This is a genomic window from Streptomyces sp. P5F9 (assembly GCF_057961495.1).
Window position 1 is genome coordinate 1 of sequence record NZ_JBXVPZ010000179.1, and the last position, 18,467, is coordinate 18,467.

Genomic DNA, 18,467 nt, shown 5'->3' on the forward strand with positions numbered 1-18,467 from the left:
GGGCGGGGTGGTCGCGTCCTGGTGAAGTGACCGTCTCCCTGTGGAGTGGCCGCCTCTTGGTGGAGCAGCGGACTCCCCGTGAGCGACTGCCAGAGGGCGGCGCTGTGATCAAACGTTGTCGGCGTTGCCAGGGTGGATCGGTGCCACGTGAAGGTCGTCGGTACGGGCGCGGCGCGGTGCCACGTGCGAGCCCGCTCCGACCGGGACCAGCACCGCCCGCCGACCGGCACCAGCCGGGATCGCGGCCCACACAGCCACCCCGCCCCCGCTCACGCCGCGTACAACCGACACGCGACACCCCCCGCGATCAACTGCGGCTCCTCCCGGTCACAACCGTCGAAGGCCTGCGGGCAGCGCGGGTGGAAACGGCAGCCGCTCGGCGGGTCGGCGGGGTCAGGGACATCGCCGGGGAGTTCGGCGGGCAGCACGCCCGCCCCGTCCGGCTTCGGAACGGCGGCCAGGAGTGCCCGGGTGTACGGGTGGCGCGGGTCCGCCCAGACCTCGGCGGTGGGGCCGGTCTCCACGATCCGGCCGAGGTACATCACGGCGATCCGGTCCGCGATCAGCCGTACGACGGACAGGTCGTGGCTGATGAACAGCAGCCCGGCGCCCGACTCGACGGCCAACGACCGCATCAGCGTGGCGACTTGGAGCTGCGCGGAGGCGTCGAGCGCGGAGATCGGTTCGTCGCCGACCAGCAACCGGGGTCGGGCGGCGAGGGCGCGGGCGATGGCGATGCGCTGGCGTTGGCCGCCGGAGAACTCCTGGGGGTAGCGCTCGGCGGCGCTCGCCGGCAGGCCGACCCGGGTCAACAGGTCCTCCGGGGTGGCGAGTTCGGCCGCGGCCTCGCCCCGCCCGGCCGCCGTACGGATGCCGTCGGCGATCTGCGAGCCCACTCGGCGCCGGGGGTTGAGGGAGCCGTACGGATCCTGGAAGACCATCTGGACGCCGGTCAGGGCCAGTTCGCGGCGGCGCACTCGCAACGGCCGTACCGGTGTGCCGTCGTAAGTGATCCGGCCTTCCGCGGGTGCGGTGAGGCCGCAGACCGCGCGGGCCAGCGTCGACTTGCCGCAGCCCGACTCGCCTACCAGGCCCACGACTTCACCGGCCCGCACCTGGAGGCTGACCCCGGCGACGGCTCGGGTGGGGGCTGCGCCCGGCCGGTGGTACTGGACCACGAGGTCGTCGACCGAGAGGAGAGGGGTCGTCGGGTCGGGGGTCATACGGTGCTCCTTCCGGGGAGCGCGTCCAGGAGCTGACGGGTGTACTCGTGCTGCGGCTCGGTGAGGACCCGGCCCCGCGGGCCCGTCTCGACGACCAGGCCGTGGCGCATCACGCTCACCTCGTCGGCGATCGCGGACATCACACCCAGGTCGTGGGTGACCAGCAGGACGGCGAGGCCGAGGTCGTCGCAGAGACCGCGCAGCAGCCGCAACACACCTGCCTGCACGGTCACATCGAGCGCGGTCGTGGGCTCGTCGGCGATCAGGACCTTCGGTTCGCAGGCCAGGGCGATCGCGATGGCGATGCGCTGACGCATGCCGCCGGAGAACTGGTGCGGGTAACGGCCCAGCGCCTCACGGGGGTTGGGGATACGGACCTGTGTCAGCAGGCCGGCGGCGCGCTCCTTCGCCGCCTTGCGGTTCAGCTTCAGGTGGTGGCGCAGGTGGTCGGTGAGCTGGTGGCCGATGCTGAGCATGGGGTGCAGGCTGGTGGACGGGTCCTGGAACACCATGCTCACCGACTGCCCACGCAGCGCGGCCAGTTGGCGGACCGGCAGGGTCAGCAGGTCGGTTCCCTCGAACTCGATCCGCCCACCGGGGTGCGCGCCCGGCGGCAGCAGGCCGAGCACGGCAAGGCCGGTCATGGTCTTGCCCGAACCGCTCTCCCCGGCGAGCCCATGGATACGGCCGGGTTGGAGCGCCAGATCGACGCCGCCGAGGATGCGGGCGCCGCCCAGGTCGAGGGTGAGGCCACTGATCCTCAGTACGTCCACGGAGTCGCCGCCGGTCATGCCACACGCTCCTTCTCCGCACCGATCGTGCGAGCGGTACCCGGGTCGAGGGCGTCCCGGAGTGTGTCGCCGAGGAAGTTGAAGGCGAGGACGACGGTGAGGATCGCCAGGCCCGGGAAGACCCCGATCCACCACTTGTCGAACTGCTGGGTGCCGTCCGCCACCATCGCTCCCCACTCCGCGGTCGGCGGTTTCGCGCCGAGCCCGAGGAAGGACAGCCCGGACAGCAGCAGCGTCGCGGTGCCGATGTCGAGGGTTGCCAGCACCAGGAGCGGGCCGAGCACGTTGGGCAGGATGTCGACGCGCAGCGACCGCCAGGCGGAGAAGCCCAACAGCCGTCCGCTGAGCACGAATTCACGGTTCCGAAGGCCCATGACCAGACCCCGGGTGACGCGTGCGTACGACGGCCAGGACACGACCAGGACGGCCAGGACCGCGTTCTGCAGGCTGGCGCCGAGCGCGGCGGCGACCACCATCGCCAGGATGACGGTGGGGAACGCGAACACGAGGTCCGCGATCCGCATCACGGTCTCGTCCACCCACCGCCCGAAGAACCCGGCGCAGGCCCCGAGCACCCCACCGACCAGCAGCGACATGGCCACCAGCAGGAGCGCGAGCGGGATGGAGACCCGGGCGCCGTACAGCACGCGGCTCAGCACGTCCCGGCCCAGTTCGTCCGTGCCGAACCAGTGTCCGGCGCCGGGGGCGGCCAGCCGGGGCAGGTTCTGCGCGAGGGGGTCGTGCGGGGCGAGCAGCGGGGCGGCGACCACGATCAGCAGCCAGAACACCGCGACCAGGCCGCCCGTCACCGCGAGCGGGCGACGCCAGGCGGCCGGCAGCCGTCGTAGGAGACCGCGTTTCTCCACGCCCTCAGGGCTCCGCTCAGGACTGTGTTTCACTGGACCCTCACCCTCGGGTCGATCACGCCGTACAGGACGTCCACGGCGAGGTTGACGGTCAGGTACACCAGGCCTACGACCAGGCCGACGCCCATCACGGCGGGGAGGTCGAGGGTGGTCGCGCTGCGGTAGGCGTAGGCGCCGAGGCCCGGCCAGGCGAAGATCGACTCGACCAGGACGGTGCCGGAGAGGAGGGCGCCGAAGGCCAGTCCGGCGACCGTGATGACGGGGACGAGGGCCGCGCGGAGGATGTACTGGAAGAGGACCGTGCGGGCGGGGAGGCCTTTGGCGCGGGCGGCACGGACGTAGTCCTGGTTGAGGACCTCCAGTACGGCGGAGCGGGTGAAGCGGGTCAGCAGGCCGACGGTGTAGGCCGTCAACACCAGTGCGGGCAGGGCGAGATGGCTCACCGCGCTCCAGAACACCGGCCACTGTCCGGCGAGTGCCGCGTCGACCGTGTAGAGGCCGGTGACGTGCGGGGGCGCGGTCATGCCGGGGTCGAGGCGGCCGCTGCCCGGGGCCCAGCCCAGGCGGTAGAAGAAGACGTAGAAGGCGAGCAGGGCCAGCCAGAAGGTCGGTACCGAGACGCCCAACAGGCTGACGACGCGCAGGAGTTGGTCGGCGAGACGGTCGCGGCGCAGTGCCGCGACGACGCCGAACGCCACGCCCAGGATCAGAGAGACGACGATCGCCGCCCCGGCGAGTTCGAGGGTCGCGGGGACGGCCGTCGACAGGTCGGTGAGGACGGACTGGTGGCTCTGCTGGGACTCGCCGAGGTCACCGTGGAGGAGGTTGCCGAGGTAGGTGACGTACTGGACCGGCAGTGGCTTGTCGAGGCCGTAGTGGTGGCGGAACTGGGCGACGATCGCCGGGTCGCCGATCGCCCGCTGGCCGAGGTTGGCCGCGGCGGGGTCGCCCGGGACCAGATTGGTGAGGACGAACGTCACCAGGGTCACGCCGAGGGCGAGCAGGACGGCGGTGACGGTACGGCGGAGGAGGAAACGGGCGAGGGGGTGGCGGGACAGGAGACCGCCCCCCTTGCGCCCGCCGCCCACTCCCTTACTTGGTGCCCAGCGCGGCGACATCGATCGTCCATACGGGGTTGTAGGCCACGCCGGTCACGGACGCGGCGGAGACGGTGTTGCGGCTCGGCTGCATCAGGGGGATGAAGGGGCCGGAGGCGTTCATGCGGGTCTGGATCTGCTCGTACAGGGTCTTGCGGGTGTCGTCGCCGATCGTCGTCGCCGCCTTGTCGCCGAGTGCGGTGAGGGTGGGGTCGGCGCCGGCCTTCCAGCCCGCGCGGAGGCCGACGAGGTCGCCGGGGAGGAAGGTCAGGTAGTCGCTGGGGTCCGGATAGTCGGGGCCCCAGTACCAGAGGCCCAACTGCTCTTTTCCGTTGCGGTAGTTGTCGAGTTCCGTGGTGGTCGGCGCGGGAGCGAGCGTGACGGTGATGCCGACCTCCTTCAGCTGGGCCTGGACCCGTTCGGCGAGGGTCTGCAGGGACAGCCCGTCGACGGTCAGGTCGCTGGCGTAGCCGAGGGTCACGGACGGCTTGGCGATACCGCTCGCCTTGAGCGCCGCCTTCGCCCCGGCGAGGTCGCGGCCCGCGGCGTCGGAGGCGGGCAGCGCGCCGAGGAAGGTCGACGGGATGATCCCGGCGGGCTGGACGGAGCCGGCGCCGGCGAGCGAGAGCAGGCTCTTGTAGTCGATGCCCTTGCGCACCGCCTCGGCGAACTTCGCGTTGGCCGTCGTCGTGCTGACCTTGGTGTTCTGGTTGAGCAGCAGGAAGATCACGTCCGAGGACGCGCCGCTGTCCACCTTGAGTCCGCCGCCGAGCCCGCTGACCTGGTCGGAGGTGAGGTCGAGGGCGATCTGGCTGTCACCGCGCTGGACGTTCAGCTTCTGGGTGGGGGCCTGGACGTTGCGCAGCACGATCTTGTCGTAGGTCGGCTTGTCGGAGCCCGTGTACTTGGGGTTCTTGGTCAGGACGACCTGGGTGTTCGTGTTGAACGAGGTGAGGGTGTACGGGCCGGAGCCGGCCGACGCGGTGTTGAGGTACTTCTCCGCCGCGTCCGTCGCGGTCGCCGAGCCACCGTGGGCCTGGACCGTCTTCGCGCTGAGGATGCCGAGCGCGGGGTTGGGGAGGATGAAGGGCAGCGCCGGGTTCGCCTTCTTCGACACCAGGGTGACGGTGGCGGCGTCGGTCTTGGTGACCGTGACGCCGTCGAGCAGGAACGACGGGTTGCCCTTGAGCGCGATCACCCGGTTCAGCGAGAAGACGACGTCGTCGGCGGTGACCGCGCTGCCGTCCGCGAACTTCGCGCCGGTCCGCAGGTGCAGGGTGAGCGTCTTGCCGTCCGCGGACTGCTCGTACGACGAAGCCAGCCCCGGCACCGGCTTGGTGACGTCGGAGCCCTTGAAGGACAGCAGGGTCTCGTACAGCGCCTTGTCCACGATCTGCCCGGTCGGCTCGAACTCGCGGCCCGGGTCGGCGGTCTTCAGGTTGAACGACGTGTCGACGACCAGGGTCTTGCCGGCCGAGGAACCGGTGGCGCCCGTACCGCCGGAGCAGGCGCTCAGGGCGAGCGCCGCGACCGCGACGAGAGGGAGTGCCACCGGGTACGACCCGGCACTGAGTCTGGGCATGCGTGCCTCCGTGAGCAGGACAGAGCGGGGCGGAGCGGAAGAAGGCCGTGCGGGACCGGGTGTGCGGGCGGATACCGGGAGGGGACCTGGACGATTCGCCGTTAGGGTTGGCTGAAAGTAACCAGGACTCTCGGCGGACGGGACCAGCGCGAGACGTAATGCAACGGAGAGGCGCGAACATGGAAGATCTGTCGACCCCGGAGACCCCGGGCTCGCGCCGCTCTGGACGGATCGGCATCGGTCTTGCCCTGGATTCGGTGCATTTCAAGATCCTCGAAGTGCTGCGTACACAGGGCCGCATCTCCGTCGCCGCCCTGGCGGAACGCGTCGGCGTGTCCCGCGCGAACGCCTACGCCCGCCTCGAAGCCCTCCGCGCCGACGGCGTGATCAACGGATTCAGCGCCCGCGTCGACCACAACCGGGTCGGGCTGGAGATCTGCGCCCTGATCTTCGTCACGGTCCGCCAGGAGCTGTGGAACCAGTTCCGTACCGCGCTCGCCCAGATGCCCGAGGTGGAGTACTGCGCCGTCACCACCGGCCAGCACGACGCCATGATCCAGATCCGGGTGGCCGACGTCACCGCCGTCCACCGCCTGGTCACCGACCGCCTCTCCACCATCCCCGCGGTCCGCGCGACCGAGACCGTGATCATCCTCGACGAGGTGCTCCGCCGCCCGTACGTCCTGCCGACCACGCCCCGCTCCACCGAGTCGGCGACCGGCAACCCTCAAGACGCCCCCGGAACAAGCCAGTTCGGGATGACCCGGTTCATCCGCGCGGCCGAGGGACGGGCCGATCTGCAGCGGGCTTCCGAGCCGGAGGACTGACGGCGGCCGTGCGCCGATTCCCGCGCGGCAGGCGGGCGGCGTGGTGTGAGCGGGTGGGCGCGACCAGCCAGGTCGAGCTGGGTCATGGTGCGGTTGAGACGGATCTTGCCGGTGGCGTGGCCGATGAAGAGGCGGTCGGCGATCTCCGGGTTGTCGGCGAGTCGACGACAAGCGGACGACGTGGACGTCGCCACGGACTCGTACACCTCGCAGGAGCCGTTCACCGGTTCCGAGGACACCCTGAACACGACCGGCCTGGGCGTACAGCCGCGGGCTCGGCTGAGCACCCTCACCAAGGCCTCCTCGCCCGCCCTTCCGCGTGCGGGCGAGGAGGCCGCGCCGCGTCGGGCCGGGGGCATTGTCAGTGGTGGGAGGCAGGATGAGAGTCATGACAACTCCTCCAGCTGTGATCGTGGATGCCGCCGCCTACGCGCAGGCAGTCGAGGACGCGGTGAAGGCGTCGGCCGCCTATTACGCCGGCGGCACCTCCGCCCTGGACGACGACTCCTACGACCGGCTGGTGCGCGGCATCGCCGCGTGGGAGGCCGAGAATCCCGACCAGGTGCTGCCCGATTCCCCCAGCGGGAAGGTGGCCGGCGGCGCGGTCGAGGGCGATGTCCCGCACACGGTCGCGATGCTGAGCCTGGACAACGTGTTCTCCGCGGAGGAGTTCACCACCTGGACGGCGTCGCTGGCCCGAAGAATCGACCACGAGGTCACGCGGTTCAGCGTGGAGCCGAAGCTGGACGGCCTGGCGATCGCGGCCCGCTACACGCGCGGCAGACTCACCCGGCTCATCACCCGCGGCGACGGCACGGCCGGGGAGGACGTCTCCCACGCGATCGGCACCATCGAGGGTCTGCCGCAGGAGCTGGCCGAGCCGGTCACCGTCGAGGTGCGCGGCGAAGTCCTCATGACCACCGCCCAGTTCGAGCACGGCAACGAGGTCCGCACGGCGCACGGCGGCCAGCCCTTCGCCAACCCGCGCGGCGCCTCCGCGGGCACCCTGCGCGCCAAGGAGCGCGCCTACACGGTCCCGATGACGTTCTTCGGCTACGGCTTGCTGCCCCTCGCGGACACCGAGGCCGACCTCGCGGCACGGCTGCCCGGGCTCGCGCACAGCGAGCTGATGACCCAGGCCGCGGCCTACGGGGTCAACACCACGGCCACCACCGACGTGCCCGGTATCACCGCCGACACGGTCGAGGAGGTGCTGGCCCGGGTCCAGGAGATCGCCGCGCTGCGGGCCCAACTGCCGTTCGGGATCGACGGGATCGTCATCAAGGCCGACCTCGCCGTCGACCAGCAGGCCGCCGGGTCGGGCACGCGAGCCCCGCGCTGGGCGATCGCCTACAAGCTGCCCGCCGTGGAGAAGATCACCCGGCTCCTGGAGGTGGAGTGGAACGTGGGCCGCACCGGCATCATCGCCCCCCGCGCGGTCCTGGAACCGGTCGAGATCGACGGCGCCACCATCACCTACGCCACGCTCCACAACCCGGGCGACATCACCCGCCGCGATCTGCGCCTGGGAGACCACGTCATGGTGCACCGCGCCGGTGACGTGATCCCCCGCATCGAGGCCCCGGTCGCGCATCTGCGCACCGGCGAGGAACAGCCCATTGCGTTCCCCGAGATGTGCCCGCGCTGCGGTTCCGGCATCGACACCAGCGAACTGCGCTGGCGCTGCGAACAGGGCCGCAACTGCCATCTGGTCGCCGCCCTCTCCTACGCCACGGGCCGCGACCAGCTCGACATCGAGGGGCTGGGCCACACCCGCGTCGTCCAGCTCGTCGACGCCGGTCTGGTCGCCGATCTGGCCGACCTGTTCGCCCTGACGCGCGAGCAGCTCCTGGGCCTGGAGCGGATGGGCGAGACCAGCACCGACAACCTCCTCGCCGCGATCACCACGGCCAAAGGGCAGCCGCTGTCCCGGGTGTTGTGCGCGCTAGGGGTGCGCGGCACCGGCCGCTCCATGTCCCGCCGTATCGCGCGCTACTTCGCGACCATGGACGAGATCCGCGCCGCCGACGCGGAAGCGATGCAGCGGGTCGACGGCATCGGCACCGAGAAGGCTCCCTCGATCGTCGCCGAGCTGGCCGAACTCGCCCCGCTCATCGACAAACTGGTCGCCGCCGGCGTCAACATGACCGAGCCGGGCGCGACCCCGCCCGCGCCCACGACGGAGGACACGGCTGGCGACGGCGGCGAAGGCGCCACGGCCGACGACGGGCCGCTGGCCGGGATGACGGTGGTCGTCACCGGCACGATGACCGGCCCCCTGGAGAAGCTCAGCCGCAACCAGATGAACGAACTCGTCGAGCGCGCCGGCGGCCGTTCCTCCTCCAGCGTCTCCAAGAAGACCACCCTGGTCGTGGCCGGCGAGAACGCGGGATCGAAGCGAGCCAAGGCCGAGACGCTCGGCATCCGCCTCGCCACACCGGACGAGTTCGCGACCCTGATCGCCGACTACCTCAACTGAAGCCTGCCGCATGGAGTGTTCCGCAGCTCACAGTCCCCGACGGGACATGCGCGGAACAACTGGGCCGGGTCGCCCGTTCATCTACATGTGGCTGCGGAGGGGACAGTGTCCCCGGGCCTCACCTATAGCCCATGGGGACGATCGTTCGGCTGAAGCCCCATGGAGCCCCTCGCCGAGAGGCGACCGCCCTCCGCACGCCATCACGTACGGCCCCGGCTGGTCTCCCCCGTCCAGCCGGGGCCTCTTTCACTCCGAGGAGCGACCTCGCGCACCCCGCGAGCGGGGCAGAATGGGCGCCACACAGCCGCTGCGGATGGGGAGTTCATGGACACGCGTACGTTCGACGCGCTGACGGAGTCGATGAAGAGCGCGTACGTCGCGGGTCTCAGCGAAGGCGCTGTGCCCCGCCCGGTCATCATGCCGCTGGTGCGTGGCGAGTTGGTCGGCCTGATCTGGCTGCGCCCGGTCAAGTCCGGCGAGGACGCGCTCACGGCGATCGCGTCGCTGTCGAACATCGCCGCGGCGGCGAACGCCGACGAGATCGTGCTCGCCTGGGAGACCCAGGACGTGGCCACCACCTGCGAACTCTCCGCCGACGGCCCGTCCCCGTGCCTCAACATGGTGCACGCCACGAAGGACGGCCACACTCTTCACCAGTTCCCGTACACCGAGGACCCGTCCTCCGCCGAACCGCAATGGCAGCCGGCCCCGACTCCCCAGCCCGACGCCAAACTGCTGCCGCCCGTCCAGGCAGCTGTCGACTACGCCTTCACCCCTCTCGAACTGGACCATCCGTCCCCGTTCGGCGTCACGGTCGTCCTGATGGAAGAGGACGGCTACACCTTGCGCCTGACCGAGGCGTTCACCTTCTGAGCCACGCACCACCCGCGACTCCGACGCTCGTCCGATCGCTAATTGCCGTGACAGAAACGACACACTTCACGGAACAGCGGCTCCCCGTGCCCGCCCCGGGCCTACGCTGTGCCCGTGACCAGTGTTGACGTCGCCCCCGGACCCACCGCCGAGAGCGGACCCGAGCCGCGCACCCAGTCCCTGATGCTGACCTTCTTCGGCGCTCATGTGCTGGGGCGGCCCGTCGCCGTGTCGTCGGGCAGCGTGATCGCCGCTCTCGGGAGGGTGGGGAGTACCGAGGAGGCGGTGCGGACCACCCTGAACCGGATGGTCAAGCGCGATCTGCTGGAGCGTCGCCGCCAGGGCCGGAAGACGTACTTCGCACTGACACCGCACGCCGTGCAGGTGCTGACCGACGGCAGGGACCGCATCTGGCAGACCGGCGCGGTGAACCGGGACTGGGACGGCCGTTGGACGATGGTGGGCTTCTCGCTGCCCGAGGCGTGGAGCCGCGAGCGGCACGATCTGCGCTCCCGTCTGATCTGGGCGGGCTTCGGCCCGCTGCAGAACGGCCTGTGGGTGGCCCCGGCGCCCGTCGACGTCCGCGAGATGGTGGCGGGGCTCGGCCTGGAGCCGTATCTGCGAGTGTTCCGGGCCGAGGTGGAGTCGCCGACCGACGTCCGCGAGGTGCTGGAGCAGGCCTTCGACGTGCCGGCCATCGGCGCCCGGTACCGCGCGTTCCTGGACCGCTGGGACCGCACCGACCCCCTGCCCGCGGCAACCTCCGGCGACGACCTCGCGGGTCAACTCCTGCTGCACACCGACTGGTTGGATCTCGTACGACGGGACCCGCATCTGCCCGCCGAGCACCTGCCCGGAGACTGGCCCGCCGCGCAGGCGGAGACCGTCTTCCGCGGTCTGGCCGGCCGCTGGGAGCGCCCGGCGGCGCGAGCGGCCTCCCGGCTGCTCGACACCATGCCCCTGGACTGATCCGCACACCCGGACCCGATTGCGTCCGCACCCGGCCCCCGTGCGCCCACACGCGGATCCACCTGCCTCATTATTGGTCACTCTATTGACGGCCATGAAAAAAGAGCCCTACATTCGCACCGCTCTTCCGTTCGTTCTACCGCCTCGCCCGCTCCACCTCGCACGTCCAGCACGCTCCCCCCTCGGTCCCTCTGACTCGCGGAGCCGCCGTCATGCCCCGACCCCGTTTCTCGACCCTCGCCGCCGCCTGTGCGACCGCCCTCGCGACCGCCCTGATCGGTCCGGCGAGCGGCGCCCACGCCGCGACCTCCGGCCACTACTCCGGCACGCTGAGCGACGGCGCCACCTGGATCGCGGACACGCCCGAGCAGTGGAACGGCACCCTGCTGCTGTTCAGCCACGGCTTCGGACCGACCACCGCCGCCGACGCGCCCTCGCCCGCCGTGCGCCAGGCCCTGCTGAACGCCGGTTACGCCCTCGCCGGGTCCTCCTACGACCCCAACGGCTCGATGTGGGCGCTCAGTTCGGCCGAGCGGGATCAGTTCGCCGCGCTCACCGCGTTCCGCCAACAGATCGGCACACCGACCCGGGTCATCTCGGTGGGCCAGTCGATGGGCGGACTCGTCAACGCCCAGATCGCCCGGGACGGCGCGGGCCGCGTCGACGGTGCGCTCGGCCTGTGCGGTCTGGTGGCGGGCGGTGTCGATCTGGACAACTACCAGCTGGACGCCGAATACACCCTGGCCACGTTCTTCGACCCCGCCGACGCCGATGCCCTGGTGGACCTCGACAGCCAGGCCGACGGTGCCGCCCTCGCCGCCCGGCTCACTACGGCTGTGGAGACTGCGCAGCAGACCCCGGCGGGCCGGGCCCGGATCGCCCTCGCCGCCGCCTATCTCAATCTGGCCGACTGGGCTCCCGGCCAACCGCCGCCCGCGCACGGCGACTTCGCGGGCCAGGAGCAGCAGCAGTACGCATGGCTGGCTCAGGGGCTTCTCTCGTTCATCGTCCCGGCGCGCTGGTCCGTGGAGCAGTCCGCCGGCGGCAACACGTCGTGGAACAAGGGCGTCGACTACGCCGGGCTGTTGCGCAAGTCGGCCCACGTCAAGCAGGTCGAGGCGCTCTACCGCGACGCCGGGCTCGACCTCCGCACCGACCTGAACCGGCTCACCCGCGGCGCGGACATCACCGCCGACCCGGCCGCGGTGGCCCGTCTGAAGCGGACCTCAACCGCCGGACAGGGACTGGCCGTCCCGCTGCTGGACATCCACACCACCGCCGACCAACTGGTGCCCGTGGAGCAGGAATCGGCGTTCGCCGGGCGGGTGCGCGCGGCCGGAGACTCCCATCTCCTGCGACAGGCCTACGTGTCCCGCCAGAGCCACTGCAACTTCACCACCGCCGAAGTGGTCGCCGGTCTGCACGCCGTGGAACACCGGCTGGACACCCGGCACTGGGACGACGCCACCACGGCCGCCCAACTCCAGCGCAGCGCCGAGGACTTGGGTCTCGACGGCGCCGCCTTCACCGACTACCGGCCGAGCCGTCTGACCGGTACCCGCTGATCCCGAAGCGGTTTCTCTCCGACTCCCTTCCCAGCTCTCCCCGGTCCTCTCCGCAGCTCTCCCCGTCCCTCTCCCCGTCCCCAGCTCGCGCGCCCCAGGAGCCTCCGTGTCAATGACGACCGAACCCTCCACCAGGACCGCCACCGGTCCCGGCCTGACCACCGGCACCCTGGTCGCCGGTCTCCTCGCCGTCTGCCTCGCCCAGATCGGCCTGGCCATACCGGCCACGCTCAACGGGCTGTTCCAGTCCGACCTTCATCCGGTCGGCTCCCAACTCACGTGGATCTCCGACGCGTTCCTGCTCCCGGTCGCCGTACTGGAGCTGACCTTCGGCCTGTTGGGCGACCTCTTCGGCCGCAAGCGGCTACTCGTCGGCGGCGCCGCTCTGCTGGCGGTCGGCGAGCTGACCAGTGCCACCGCCTCCGGCGTCCACCAACTGTGGGCAGGGCAGGCCCTGGCGGGCCTCGGCGCCGCCGCCCTCTTCCCGACCTCGCTGGCGATCCTTGCCGCCGGCACCACCTCGCCCGCACAACGCGCCCGGGTCATCGCCATGTGGGCGGCCCTGCTCTCCACCGGCGGATTCCTCGCCCCGCTCCTCGGCGGCGTCACCGCCACCTACGGCTCGTGGCGCTGGTCGTTCATCGTGGTCACCGCCATCGCCGCGGCGAGCGCCGCCATCAGCGCCCTGTTCGTCGTCAACTCCAGTGCCCCCGAGGGCCGTTCACTCGACATAGCGGGCCAGGTGACCATCGGTCTGGGCCTGTTCGCCCTCCTCTACGCCATCATCCAGGGCCCGACGGACGGCTGGGCCTCGCCCTCGATCGTCATCGCCTTCGTCCTGGCGGCCGTGTTCCTCGCCGGCTTCGTGCTGGCCGAGAAGCGCGCCAAGTCCCCGCTCCTGCGCCTGGATCTGTTCGGCAACCGTGCCTTCGCGGTCGCCTCGGTCGTGGCCGTGGTGGGCATGTTCGCCTTCCTGGGCACCGCCTACTCCGTCAGCATCCGGCTCGGCCCGGTGCAGGACCAGGCCCCGATGCGGACAGGCCTGGCGTTCGTCCTGCTCAACGGCATCACGCTGGCGATGCTGCCCCTGACGGAACGGCTGCTGCGCACGGTCGCACCCGGGCTGCTCCTGGGCTCCGGGCTGCTGTTGATCGCGGCGGGCGACTACCTGGCGGCCACGCTGCCGATCACCGACACCGCCTTCACCTCGCTGATCGTGCCGCTCGGTCTGGTCGGCCTCGGCTTCTCGGTCACCGTCACCTCGATCACCGCGACAGCCGTCAACACCGTGCCGACCCACCTGGCCGGCATGGCGAGCGCCACCACCAACCTGCTCCGGGACTTCGGCTTCACCCTCGGCCCGGCCGTCATCGGCGCCGTCGCCCTGAGCCGCGCGGCCAGCAGTTTCTCCGGCTCCCTGCACGACTCCGCGCTGCCGCAGGCACTGAAGGGCGCGGGCACGGCCGTACTCGAAGAAGGCGGACCACTCGCGGTGAACGGTGCCTCGGCAGCATCGCCGAAGCTGGCCGACCTGCATCCGCTCGCCCTGGACGCCCTCGGCCACGGCTACTCGATCGGCTTCGTGGTCTGCGGTACGGCCGCGTTGTGCTCCGCGGTGCTGGCCCTCGTCACGCTGCGCGGCCGGGCCACCCCAGACGGCGACGCGGCCTCACACGTCGATACCGCTTCACGTGACGCTTCCGCGCAGCCGGAGTAGTCCCGAAAGAGCGAACTCCCCATGGGTCAGCGGCTCTTGCGGACCCTCGCCGCCGCGCGGGCTTCCGCGGCCTTGCGGGCCTCGGCGGTCTTCCGGGTCTCCTTGCCCGCCCGGCCCGGGCGGGTGCCCATGCCGCGGAAGGGGGCGTTGCCGCCGCTGGCCTTCGTCTCGGTCGGCGGGCGCTTGGCGCCGGTGATGGCGGTCAGCCTCTCCTCGCCGGAGCGGACCTGGGTGACGGTCGGGCGGATACCGGCGTCGGACATCATCCGGTTCACGTCGCGCCGCTGGTTGGGGGTGACCAGGGTGACCACGCTTCCGGACTCGCCGGCACGCGCCGTACGCCCGCTGCGGTGCAGGTAGTCCTTGGCGTCGGCCGGCGGGTCGACGTTGACGACGAGGTCGAGGGCGTCGATGTGGATGCCCCGCGCGGCGACGTTGGTGGCCACCAGCACGGTGATCTCGCCGTCCTTGAACTGGCCGAGCGTGTGCGTGCGTTGGGGCTGCGACTTACCGCTGTGCAGCGCCGACGCGCGTACGCCGCTGGCCCGCAGGTGGCGGGTGAACTGGTCGACACCGGCCTTGGTGTCCAGGAACATCAGCACCCGGCCGTCCCGGGCGGCGATCTCGGTCGCCGTCGCGTATTTGTCGGCGGCGTGGATGTTCAGCACGTGGTGTTCCATCGTCGTGACCGAGCCCGACGCCCGGTCGACCGACGCGTGCACCGGGTCGTGAAGGTGGTCCTTGACCAGCTGGTCGACGTCACGGTCGAGCGTGGCCGAGAACAGCAGCCGCTGCCCGTCGGACGGAATCTGCGCCAGGAGGTCCGAGACCTGCGGCAGGAACCCCAGGTCGCACATCTGGTCCGCCTCGTCCAGCACGGTGATCCGCACGTGGTTCAGGAGGCAGTCCCGGCGCGACACCAGGTCGGTGAGCCGCCCCGGCGTCGCGACGACCACCTCGACACCGGCCCGCAGCAGCGCCTGCTGCCGGTTGATCGACAGCCCGCCGACCACCGTCGCCAGCCGCACCCCCATCGTCCGTGCGTACGGCTCCAGCGCGTCGCCGACCTGCTGCGCGAGCTCCCGGGTCGGCACCAGGACCACGGCGAGCGGCCGCTTCGACTCCGCCCGCCGGCCCGCGAGCCGTACGAGCAGCGCGAGACCGAAGGCCAGCGTCTTGCCGGAACCGGTCCGCGCCCGGCCGAGCACATCGCGCCCGGCCAGCGCGTCGGGCAGCGTCGCCGCCTGGATCGGGAACGGCTCCGTCACCCCGAGGCCGGTCATCGTCCCGACCAGCTCGGGCGGCAGTCCGAGCGCGCCGAAGGAAGCGGCCGGCGACTTCGCGTTCATGGGGAACCTTCCTCAGTCCTGTGCCCGCAACGGCACCGGGGCCCGTACCCCTCGGTACGGGCCCCGGTGGCGTCGAAGCGTGCCTCCATTTTACCAGCGCGCCTCCGGCACGCCCGCCGCCGCGAGGCATGTGCGGGATCGCGGCCGGTGACCGCCTGCCCGCCAGTAGGCTGTGACAGCTGCGCCACCCCACCAACACCCCTTCCCTCAAAGGGACATGGCCTGCAGCAGTCGAGTCGTTCCACTGCGTGAGGATGAAGCAACAGGTGCTGATAGCGGGCCGGTACCGGCTGAACACCACCATCGGACGCGGCGCGATGGGCGAGGTCTGGCAGGCGTACGACGAGATGGGCGGCCGTCCGGTGGCCGTCAAGCTCCTGCACTCCCAGAACTCCGAGCCCACCGCCACCGCCCGCTTCCGCCTGGAGGCCCAGACCGCGGGCCGGCTCAGCCACCCCCATGTGGTCGGCGTCCTCGACTTCGGCGAGCAGGAGGGTCGTCTGTACCTGGTGATGGAGCTCGTCGAGGGAGACAGCCTCTCCCACGTGCTCGCCCAGGCGGGCTCGCTGCCGGCCGAGCACGTGGCCCACATCGCCGCCCAGTCGGCCGCCGGGCTCAGCGCGGCACACGACCAGGGCATCGTCCACCGCGACATCAAGCCCGGCAACCTCCTCCTCGCCACCGACGGGTCCGTGAAGATCGCCGACTTCGGCATCGCGCACTTCATGAACGACCCGAACGGCGCGCTCACCGCGACCGGCCAGATCGTCGGGACCAGCCTGTACATCGCGCCCGAGCGCGCCCTGGGCCAGCCCGCCGGGCCGCCGTCCGACGTCTACTCGCTCGGCTGCGTGCTCTACCAACTCCTCACCGGACAACCGCCGTTCCGTGCCGGCAGCGCCATCGCGGTCCTCCACCACCACCTCGACACACCCCCCGTACCCCCGCGGGAACTCGGCGTCGGGCTCCCGCCCGCCTTCGAGAACTACTTGCTCGGTCTCCTCGCCAAGCGTCCCGAGGACCGTCCTACGGCGCGCCAGGTGGCCGATTGGTTCGCCTCCGGCGCCTGGAGAGGGCGCCCCGAGCCCCTCCCGGCAGCCGCACCGCGCCCCGAGCCGACGCCGAACGTGACCGCCTGGGACGCACCCGCGAAGCCCCGGCCGAACGCGGCTCCCGACCCTGCCGCCAGCTCCGGCCCTGGCTCTGTGACCACGTACGCCTTCCCGACCGCCGCCACCGGCAGCACCGCACCCGCCCACCGGACCCGGCGCCGGCAACGACCCGGAGGCCGCGGCGTCGCCGTACGCCGGTCGAAGACGGTGGGCACGGTCGCTGCCGTGGTGGTCTTCCTCGCGGCGCTGCTGGTCGGCCTGGCCTGGTTCTCCCCCGACCACAGCTCGGCGGACACAACACCGACGGATCCGCCCAGCAGCACGAGTCCGGCCACGGCCACGCCGTAGGCTCACGCCCCGTGCGGGCGAGCCTCCCGCCGGGCGTGCGAGCGACGGCCGAAGAGGCCGTAGGAGAAGCCGAGTCCCGTGGCCACCACGCGATGTCCCGCCGTCCGGGACGGCGACGATCTCTCCGTTGCCGCCGGTGACACAGGTCGTGGTGCCGAAGCGGGCCACGACGAAGAGCGAGGGCAGGCCGGCGGCGGTGATGTACGCGCTGCCGTCGACGACGGCGACTCCGCGCAGGTTACCGAGACCGGTGGTGACCGTTTCGAGCACTCCGGTGGCCAGGTCGAGCTTGAGCAGATCGCCTCCTGAGTACGCCAGGTACAGCGCGCCGGCCTTGTCGGAGGCGCCGGCGACCGGTGAACCGGCCGCCGGCGCGATCCGTACGCAATCCGCGGACAGGCACTTGACGTCACCCGTCGCGGCAACTGCCGGAGCGGCGAGGGTCATTGTCGCGCCCGACGCGAGCAACGCGCCGAGTGCCGGCGCCACGCCCAACGCTCGCCCGCGGCTGGTGAGCGAGCGGGCGGGACGGTCGAGCGGGAGTCGCGTCGCGGTCCTGGATCTCGTCATTGAGTCCATCCGTTCCTGTCCGTCGACGCATCACGGCCCCGCCCGCATCGGCCGAAGTGGCGGCCCGATCACCCTGCCGCCAGGCTGACGGCAGACGTGCCATCACGCGCAGACACACAAGCAGACGCACAAGGGGACTGGTTCCACATGCAGATCGATCTGACCGGACGCACCGCCCTGGTGACGGGCTCGACGCAGGGCATCGGCGCGGCGATCGCCGCCGGACTCGCGCGCTCCGGCGCCCGGGTCGGGGTGAACGGCCGGGACGAGCAACGGGTCGCGGAGGGCGTCGCGCGGCTCGCGGCGGAGGTCCCCGGTGCGGACTTCGTCCCCGTGGCCGCCGACGTCGCGAACGAGGAGGGCGCCCGGCGCGTCCTGGAGGCGCTGCCCGAGGTGGACATCCTCGTGAACAACCTGGGCATCTTCGGCTCCGCCGACCCGCTGGAGATCAGCGACGAGGAGTGGCGGCGCTATTTCGAGGTGAACGTGCTGGCCGCGGTACGGCTGACCCGTATGTATCTGCCGGGCATGACGGCGCGCGGCTGGGGCCGGATCCAGTACATCGCCAGCGACTCGGCGGTCGTCATCCCGGCGGAGATGATCCACTACGGCATGTCCAAGACCGCGCTCCTCGCCGTCGGCCGCGGCTTCGCGAAGCAGGCGGCGGGCACGGGCGTGACCGTCAACTCGGTCATCGCCGGCCCCACCCACACCGGCGGCGTCGAGGACTTCGTCTACGAACTCGTCGACCGCGACCTGCCCTGGGACGAGGCCCAGCGCGAGTTCATGCGGAAACACCGGCCGCAGTCCCTCCTGCAACGGCTGATCGAGCCCGAGGAGATCGCCCACATGGTCGTCTACCTCAGCTCCGACCAGGCGTCGGCCACGACAGGCGGAGCCCTGCGCGTCGACGGCGGATACATCGACTCGATCCTGCCCTAGCGCCCTCAACTCATAGTTGCCGCACTCACTTCGTCCCCCAGAACTATGGTGTCCCACCACATGTGCCGCCGACGTGCCCCTTCCTACCGTGTGCCATCACGTACCCGTCCCCACCGCACACGAGGAAGTGGCGCACATGGCCTCAGCACCCACCGCT

At 71.3% G+C, this 18,467-nt stretch carries 15 protein-coding genes; 9 read left to right on the forward strand and 6 right to left on the reverse strand.

From position 1 onward, the window contains the following. Nucleotides 1–269: 269 nt before the first annotated feature. From AC31A1_RS26235 to AC31A1_RS26255, 5 genes are read right to left on the reverse strand one after another with little or no spacing between them, the layout of a single operon-like run. Nucleotides 270–1,223: an oligopeptide/dipeptide ABC transporter ATP-binding protein gene (locus AC31A1_RS26235; protein WP_489655682.1), complete on the reverse strand. Its 954-nt coding sequence runs from the start codon at nt 1,221–1,223 to the stop codon at nt 270–272. After that, nucleotides 1,220–2,014, reverse strand: coding sequence for an ABC transporter ATP-binding protein (locus tag AC31A1_RS26240; protein ID WP_489655683.1), 795 nt, complete (start codon nt 2,012–2,014; stop codon nt 1,220–1,222). Before AC31A1_RS26240 ends, AC31A1_RS26235 begins: the two co-directional genes overlap by 4 nt. Next, a complete protein-coding gene (locus AC31A1_RS26245) occupies nt 2,011–2,880 on the reverse strand; it encodes an ABC transporter permease (RefSeq protein ID WP_489655684.1) in 870 nt (289 codons plus the stop codon). Before AC31A1_RS26245 ends, AC31A1_RS26240 begins: the two co-directional genes overlap by 4 nt. 29 nt (nt 2,881–2,909) lie before the next feature. After that, on the reverse strand, nt 2,910–3,998 hold the full coding sequence (locus AC31A1_RS26250) for an ABC transporter permease (protein ID WP_489655685.1): 1,089 nt from the start codon (nt 3,996–3,998) through the stop codon (nt 2,910–2,912). Then, a complete protein-coding gene (locus AC31A1_RS26255; protein WP_489655686.1) occupies nt 3,973–5,559 on the reverse strand; it encodes an ABC transporter substrate-binding protein in 1,587 nt (528 codons plus the stop codon). Before AC31A1_RS26255 ends, AC31A1_RS26250 begins: the two co-directional genes overlap by 26 nt. A gap of 179 nt (nt 5,560–5,738) precedes the next feature. On the opposite strand from AC31A1_RS26255, the gene AC31A1_RS26260 reads away from it, so the two are divergent. The 6 genes from AC31A1_RS26260 to AC31A1_RS26285 all read left to right on the forward strand — a co-directional run bounded on the left by AC31A1_RS26260 (nt 5,739) and on the right by AC31A1_RS26285 (nt 13,989). Next, a complete protein-coding gene (locus tag AC31A1_RS26260) occupies nt 5,739–6,386 on the forward strand; it encodes an Lrp/AsnC family transcriptional regulator (RefSeq protein WP_489655687.1) in 648 nt (215 codons plus the stop codon). Between the two features lie 379 nt (nt 6,387–6,765). After that, nucleotides 6,766–8,865 carry an NAD-dependent DNA ligase LigA gene (ligA, locus tag AC31A1_RS26265; RefSeq protein ID WP_489655688.1) on the forward strand — a complete coding sequence of 700 codons (2,100 nt, stop codon included), beginning with the start codon at nt 6,766–6,768 and terminating at the stop codon, nt 8,863–8,865. Between the two features lie 324 nt (nt 8,866–9,189). After that, nucleotides 9,190–9,738 (forward strand): hypothetical protein, encoded by a 549-nt coding sequence (locus AC31A1_RS26270; RefSeq protein WP_489655689.1) that lies wholly within the window; start codon nt 9,190–9,192, stop codon nt 9,736–9,738. Between the two features lie 108 nt (nt 9,739–9,846). Beyond that, complete coding sequence (locus AC31A1_RS26275) at nt 9,847–10,707, forward strand: PaaX family transcriptional regulator (protein ID WP_489655690.1); 861 nt, start codon at nt 9,847–9,849, stop codon at nt 10,705–10,707. A 212-nt stretch (nt 10,708–10,919) separates the two neighbouring features. Continuing rightward, nucleotides 10,920–12,272, forward strand: a complete 1,353-nt coding sequence (locus tag AC31A1_RS26280) for an alpha/beta fold hydrolase (RefSeq protein WP_489655691.1) — start codon at nt 10,920–10,922, stop codon at nt 12,270–12,272. Between the two features lie 112 nt (nt 12,273–12,384). Then, nucleotides 12,385–13,989 carry an MFS transporter gene (locus tag AC31A1_RS26285; protein ID WP_489655692.1) on the forward strand — a complete coding sequence of 535 codons (1,605 nt, stop codon included), beginning with the start codon at nt 12,385–12,387 and terminating at the stop codon, nt 13,987–13,989. 26 nt (nt 13,990–14,015) lie between these two features. On the opposite strand, the gene AC31A1_RS26290 is transcribed toward AC31A1_RS26285, so the two are convergent. Next, complete coding sequence (locus tag AC31A1_RS26290; protein WP_489655693.1) at nt 14,016–15,338, reverse strand: DEAD/DEAH box helicase; 1,323 nt, start codon at nt 15,336–15,338, stop codon at nt 14,016–14,018. 266 nt (nt 15,339–15,604) lie between these two features. Here AC31A1_RS26290 and AC31A1_RS26295 point away from each other — a divergent pair, with 266 nt between their 5' ends. The 3 genes from AC31A1_RS26295 (at nt 15,605) to AC31A1_RS26305 (ending at nt 18,310) form a co-directional block, all read left to right on the forward strand. After that, nucleotides 15,605–16,798, forward strand: a complete 1,194-nt coding sequence (locus tag AC31A1_RS26295) for a serine/threonine-protein kinase (RefSeq protein ID WP_489655696.1) — start codon at nt 15,605–15,607, stop codon at nt 16,796–16,798. Between the two features lie 78 nt (nt 16,799–16,876). Then, nucleotides 16,877–17,107 carry a hypothetical protein gene (locus AC31A1_RS26300; protein ID WP_489655694.1) on the forward strand — a complete coding sequence of 77 codons (231 nt, stop codon included), beginning with the start codon at nt 16,877–16,879 and terminating at the stop codon, nt 17,105–17,107. A gap of 408 nt (nt 17,108–17,515) precedes the next feature. Then, a complete protein-coding gene (locus AC31A1_RS26305) occupies nt 17,516–18,310 on the forward strand; it encodes an SDR family NAD(P)-dependent oxidoreductase (RefSeq protein WP_489655695.1) in 795 nt (264 codons plus the stop codon). Nucleotides 18,311–18,467 lie beyond the last annotated feature (157 nt).

Excerpts from the sequence above, each read along its gene's own strand:
- AC31A1_RS26235 (WP_489655682.1), bottom strand. The coding sequence starts at position 1,223 with ATGACCCCCGACCCGACGACCCCTCTCCTCTCGGTCGACGACCTCGTG.
- AC31A1_RS26240 (WP_489655683.1), bottom strand. The coding sequence starts at position 2,014 with ATGACCGGCGGCGACTCCGTGGACGTACTGAGGATCAGTGGCCTCACC.
- AC31A1_RS26250 (WP_489655685.1), bottom strand. The coding sequence starts at position 3,998 with ATGTCGCCGCGCTGGGCACCAAGTAAGGGAGTGGGCGGCGGGCGCAAG.
- AC31A1_RS26255 (WP_489655686.1), bottom strand. The coding sequence starts at position 5,559 with ATGCCCAGACTCAGTGCCGGGTCGTACCCGGTGGCACTCCCTCTCGTC.
- AC31A1_RS26260 (WP_489655687.1), top strand. The coding sequence starts at position 5,739 with ATGGAAGATCTGTCGACCCCGGAGACCCCGGGCTCGCGCCGCTCTGGA.
- ligA (WP_489655688.1), top strand. The coding sequence starts at position 6,766 with ATGAGAGTCATGACAACTCCTCCAGCTGTGATCGTGGATGCCGCCGCC.
- AC31A1_RS26270 (WP_489655689.1), top strand. The coding sequence starts at position 9,190 with ATGGACACGCGTACGTTCGACGCGCTGACGGAGTCGATGAAGAGCGCG.
- AC31A1_RS26280 (WP_489655691.1), top strand. The coding sequence starts at position 10,920 with ATGCCCCGACCCCGTTTCTCGACCCTCGCCGCCGCCTGTGCGACCGCC.
- AC31A1_RS26285 (WP_489655692.1), top strand. The coding sequence starts at position 12,385 with ATGACGACCGAACCCTCCACCAGGACCGCCACCGGTCCCGGCCTGACC.
- AC31A1_RS26290 (WP_489655693.1), bottom strand. The coding sequence starts at position 15,338 with ATGAACGCGAAGTCGCCGGCCGCTTCCTTCGGCGCGCTCGGACTGCCG.
- AC31A1_RS26305 (WP_489655695.1), top strand. The coding sequence starts at position 17,516 with ATGCAGATCGATCTGACCGGACGCACCGCCCTGGTGACGGGCTCGACG.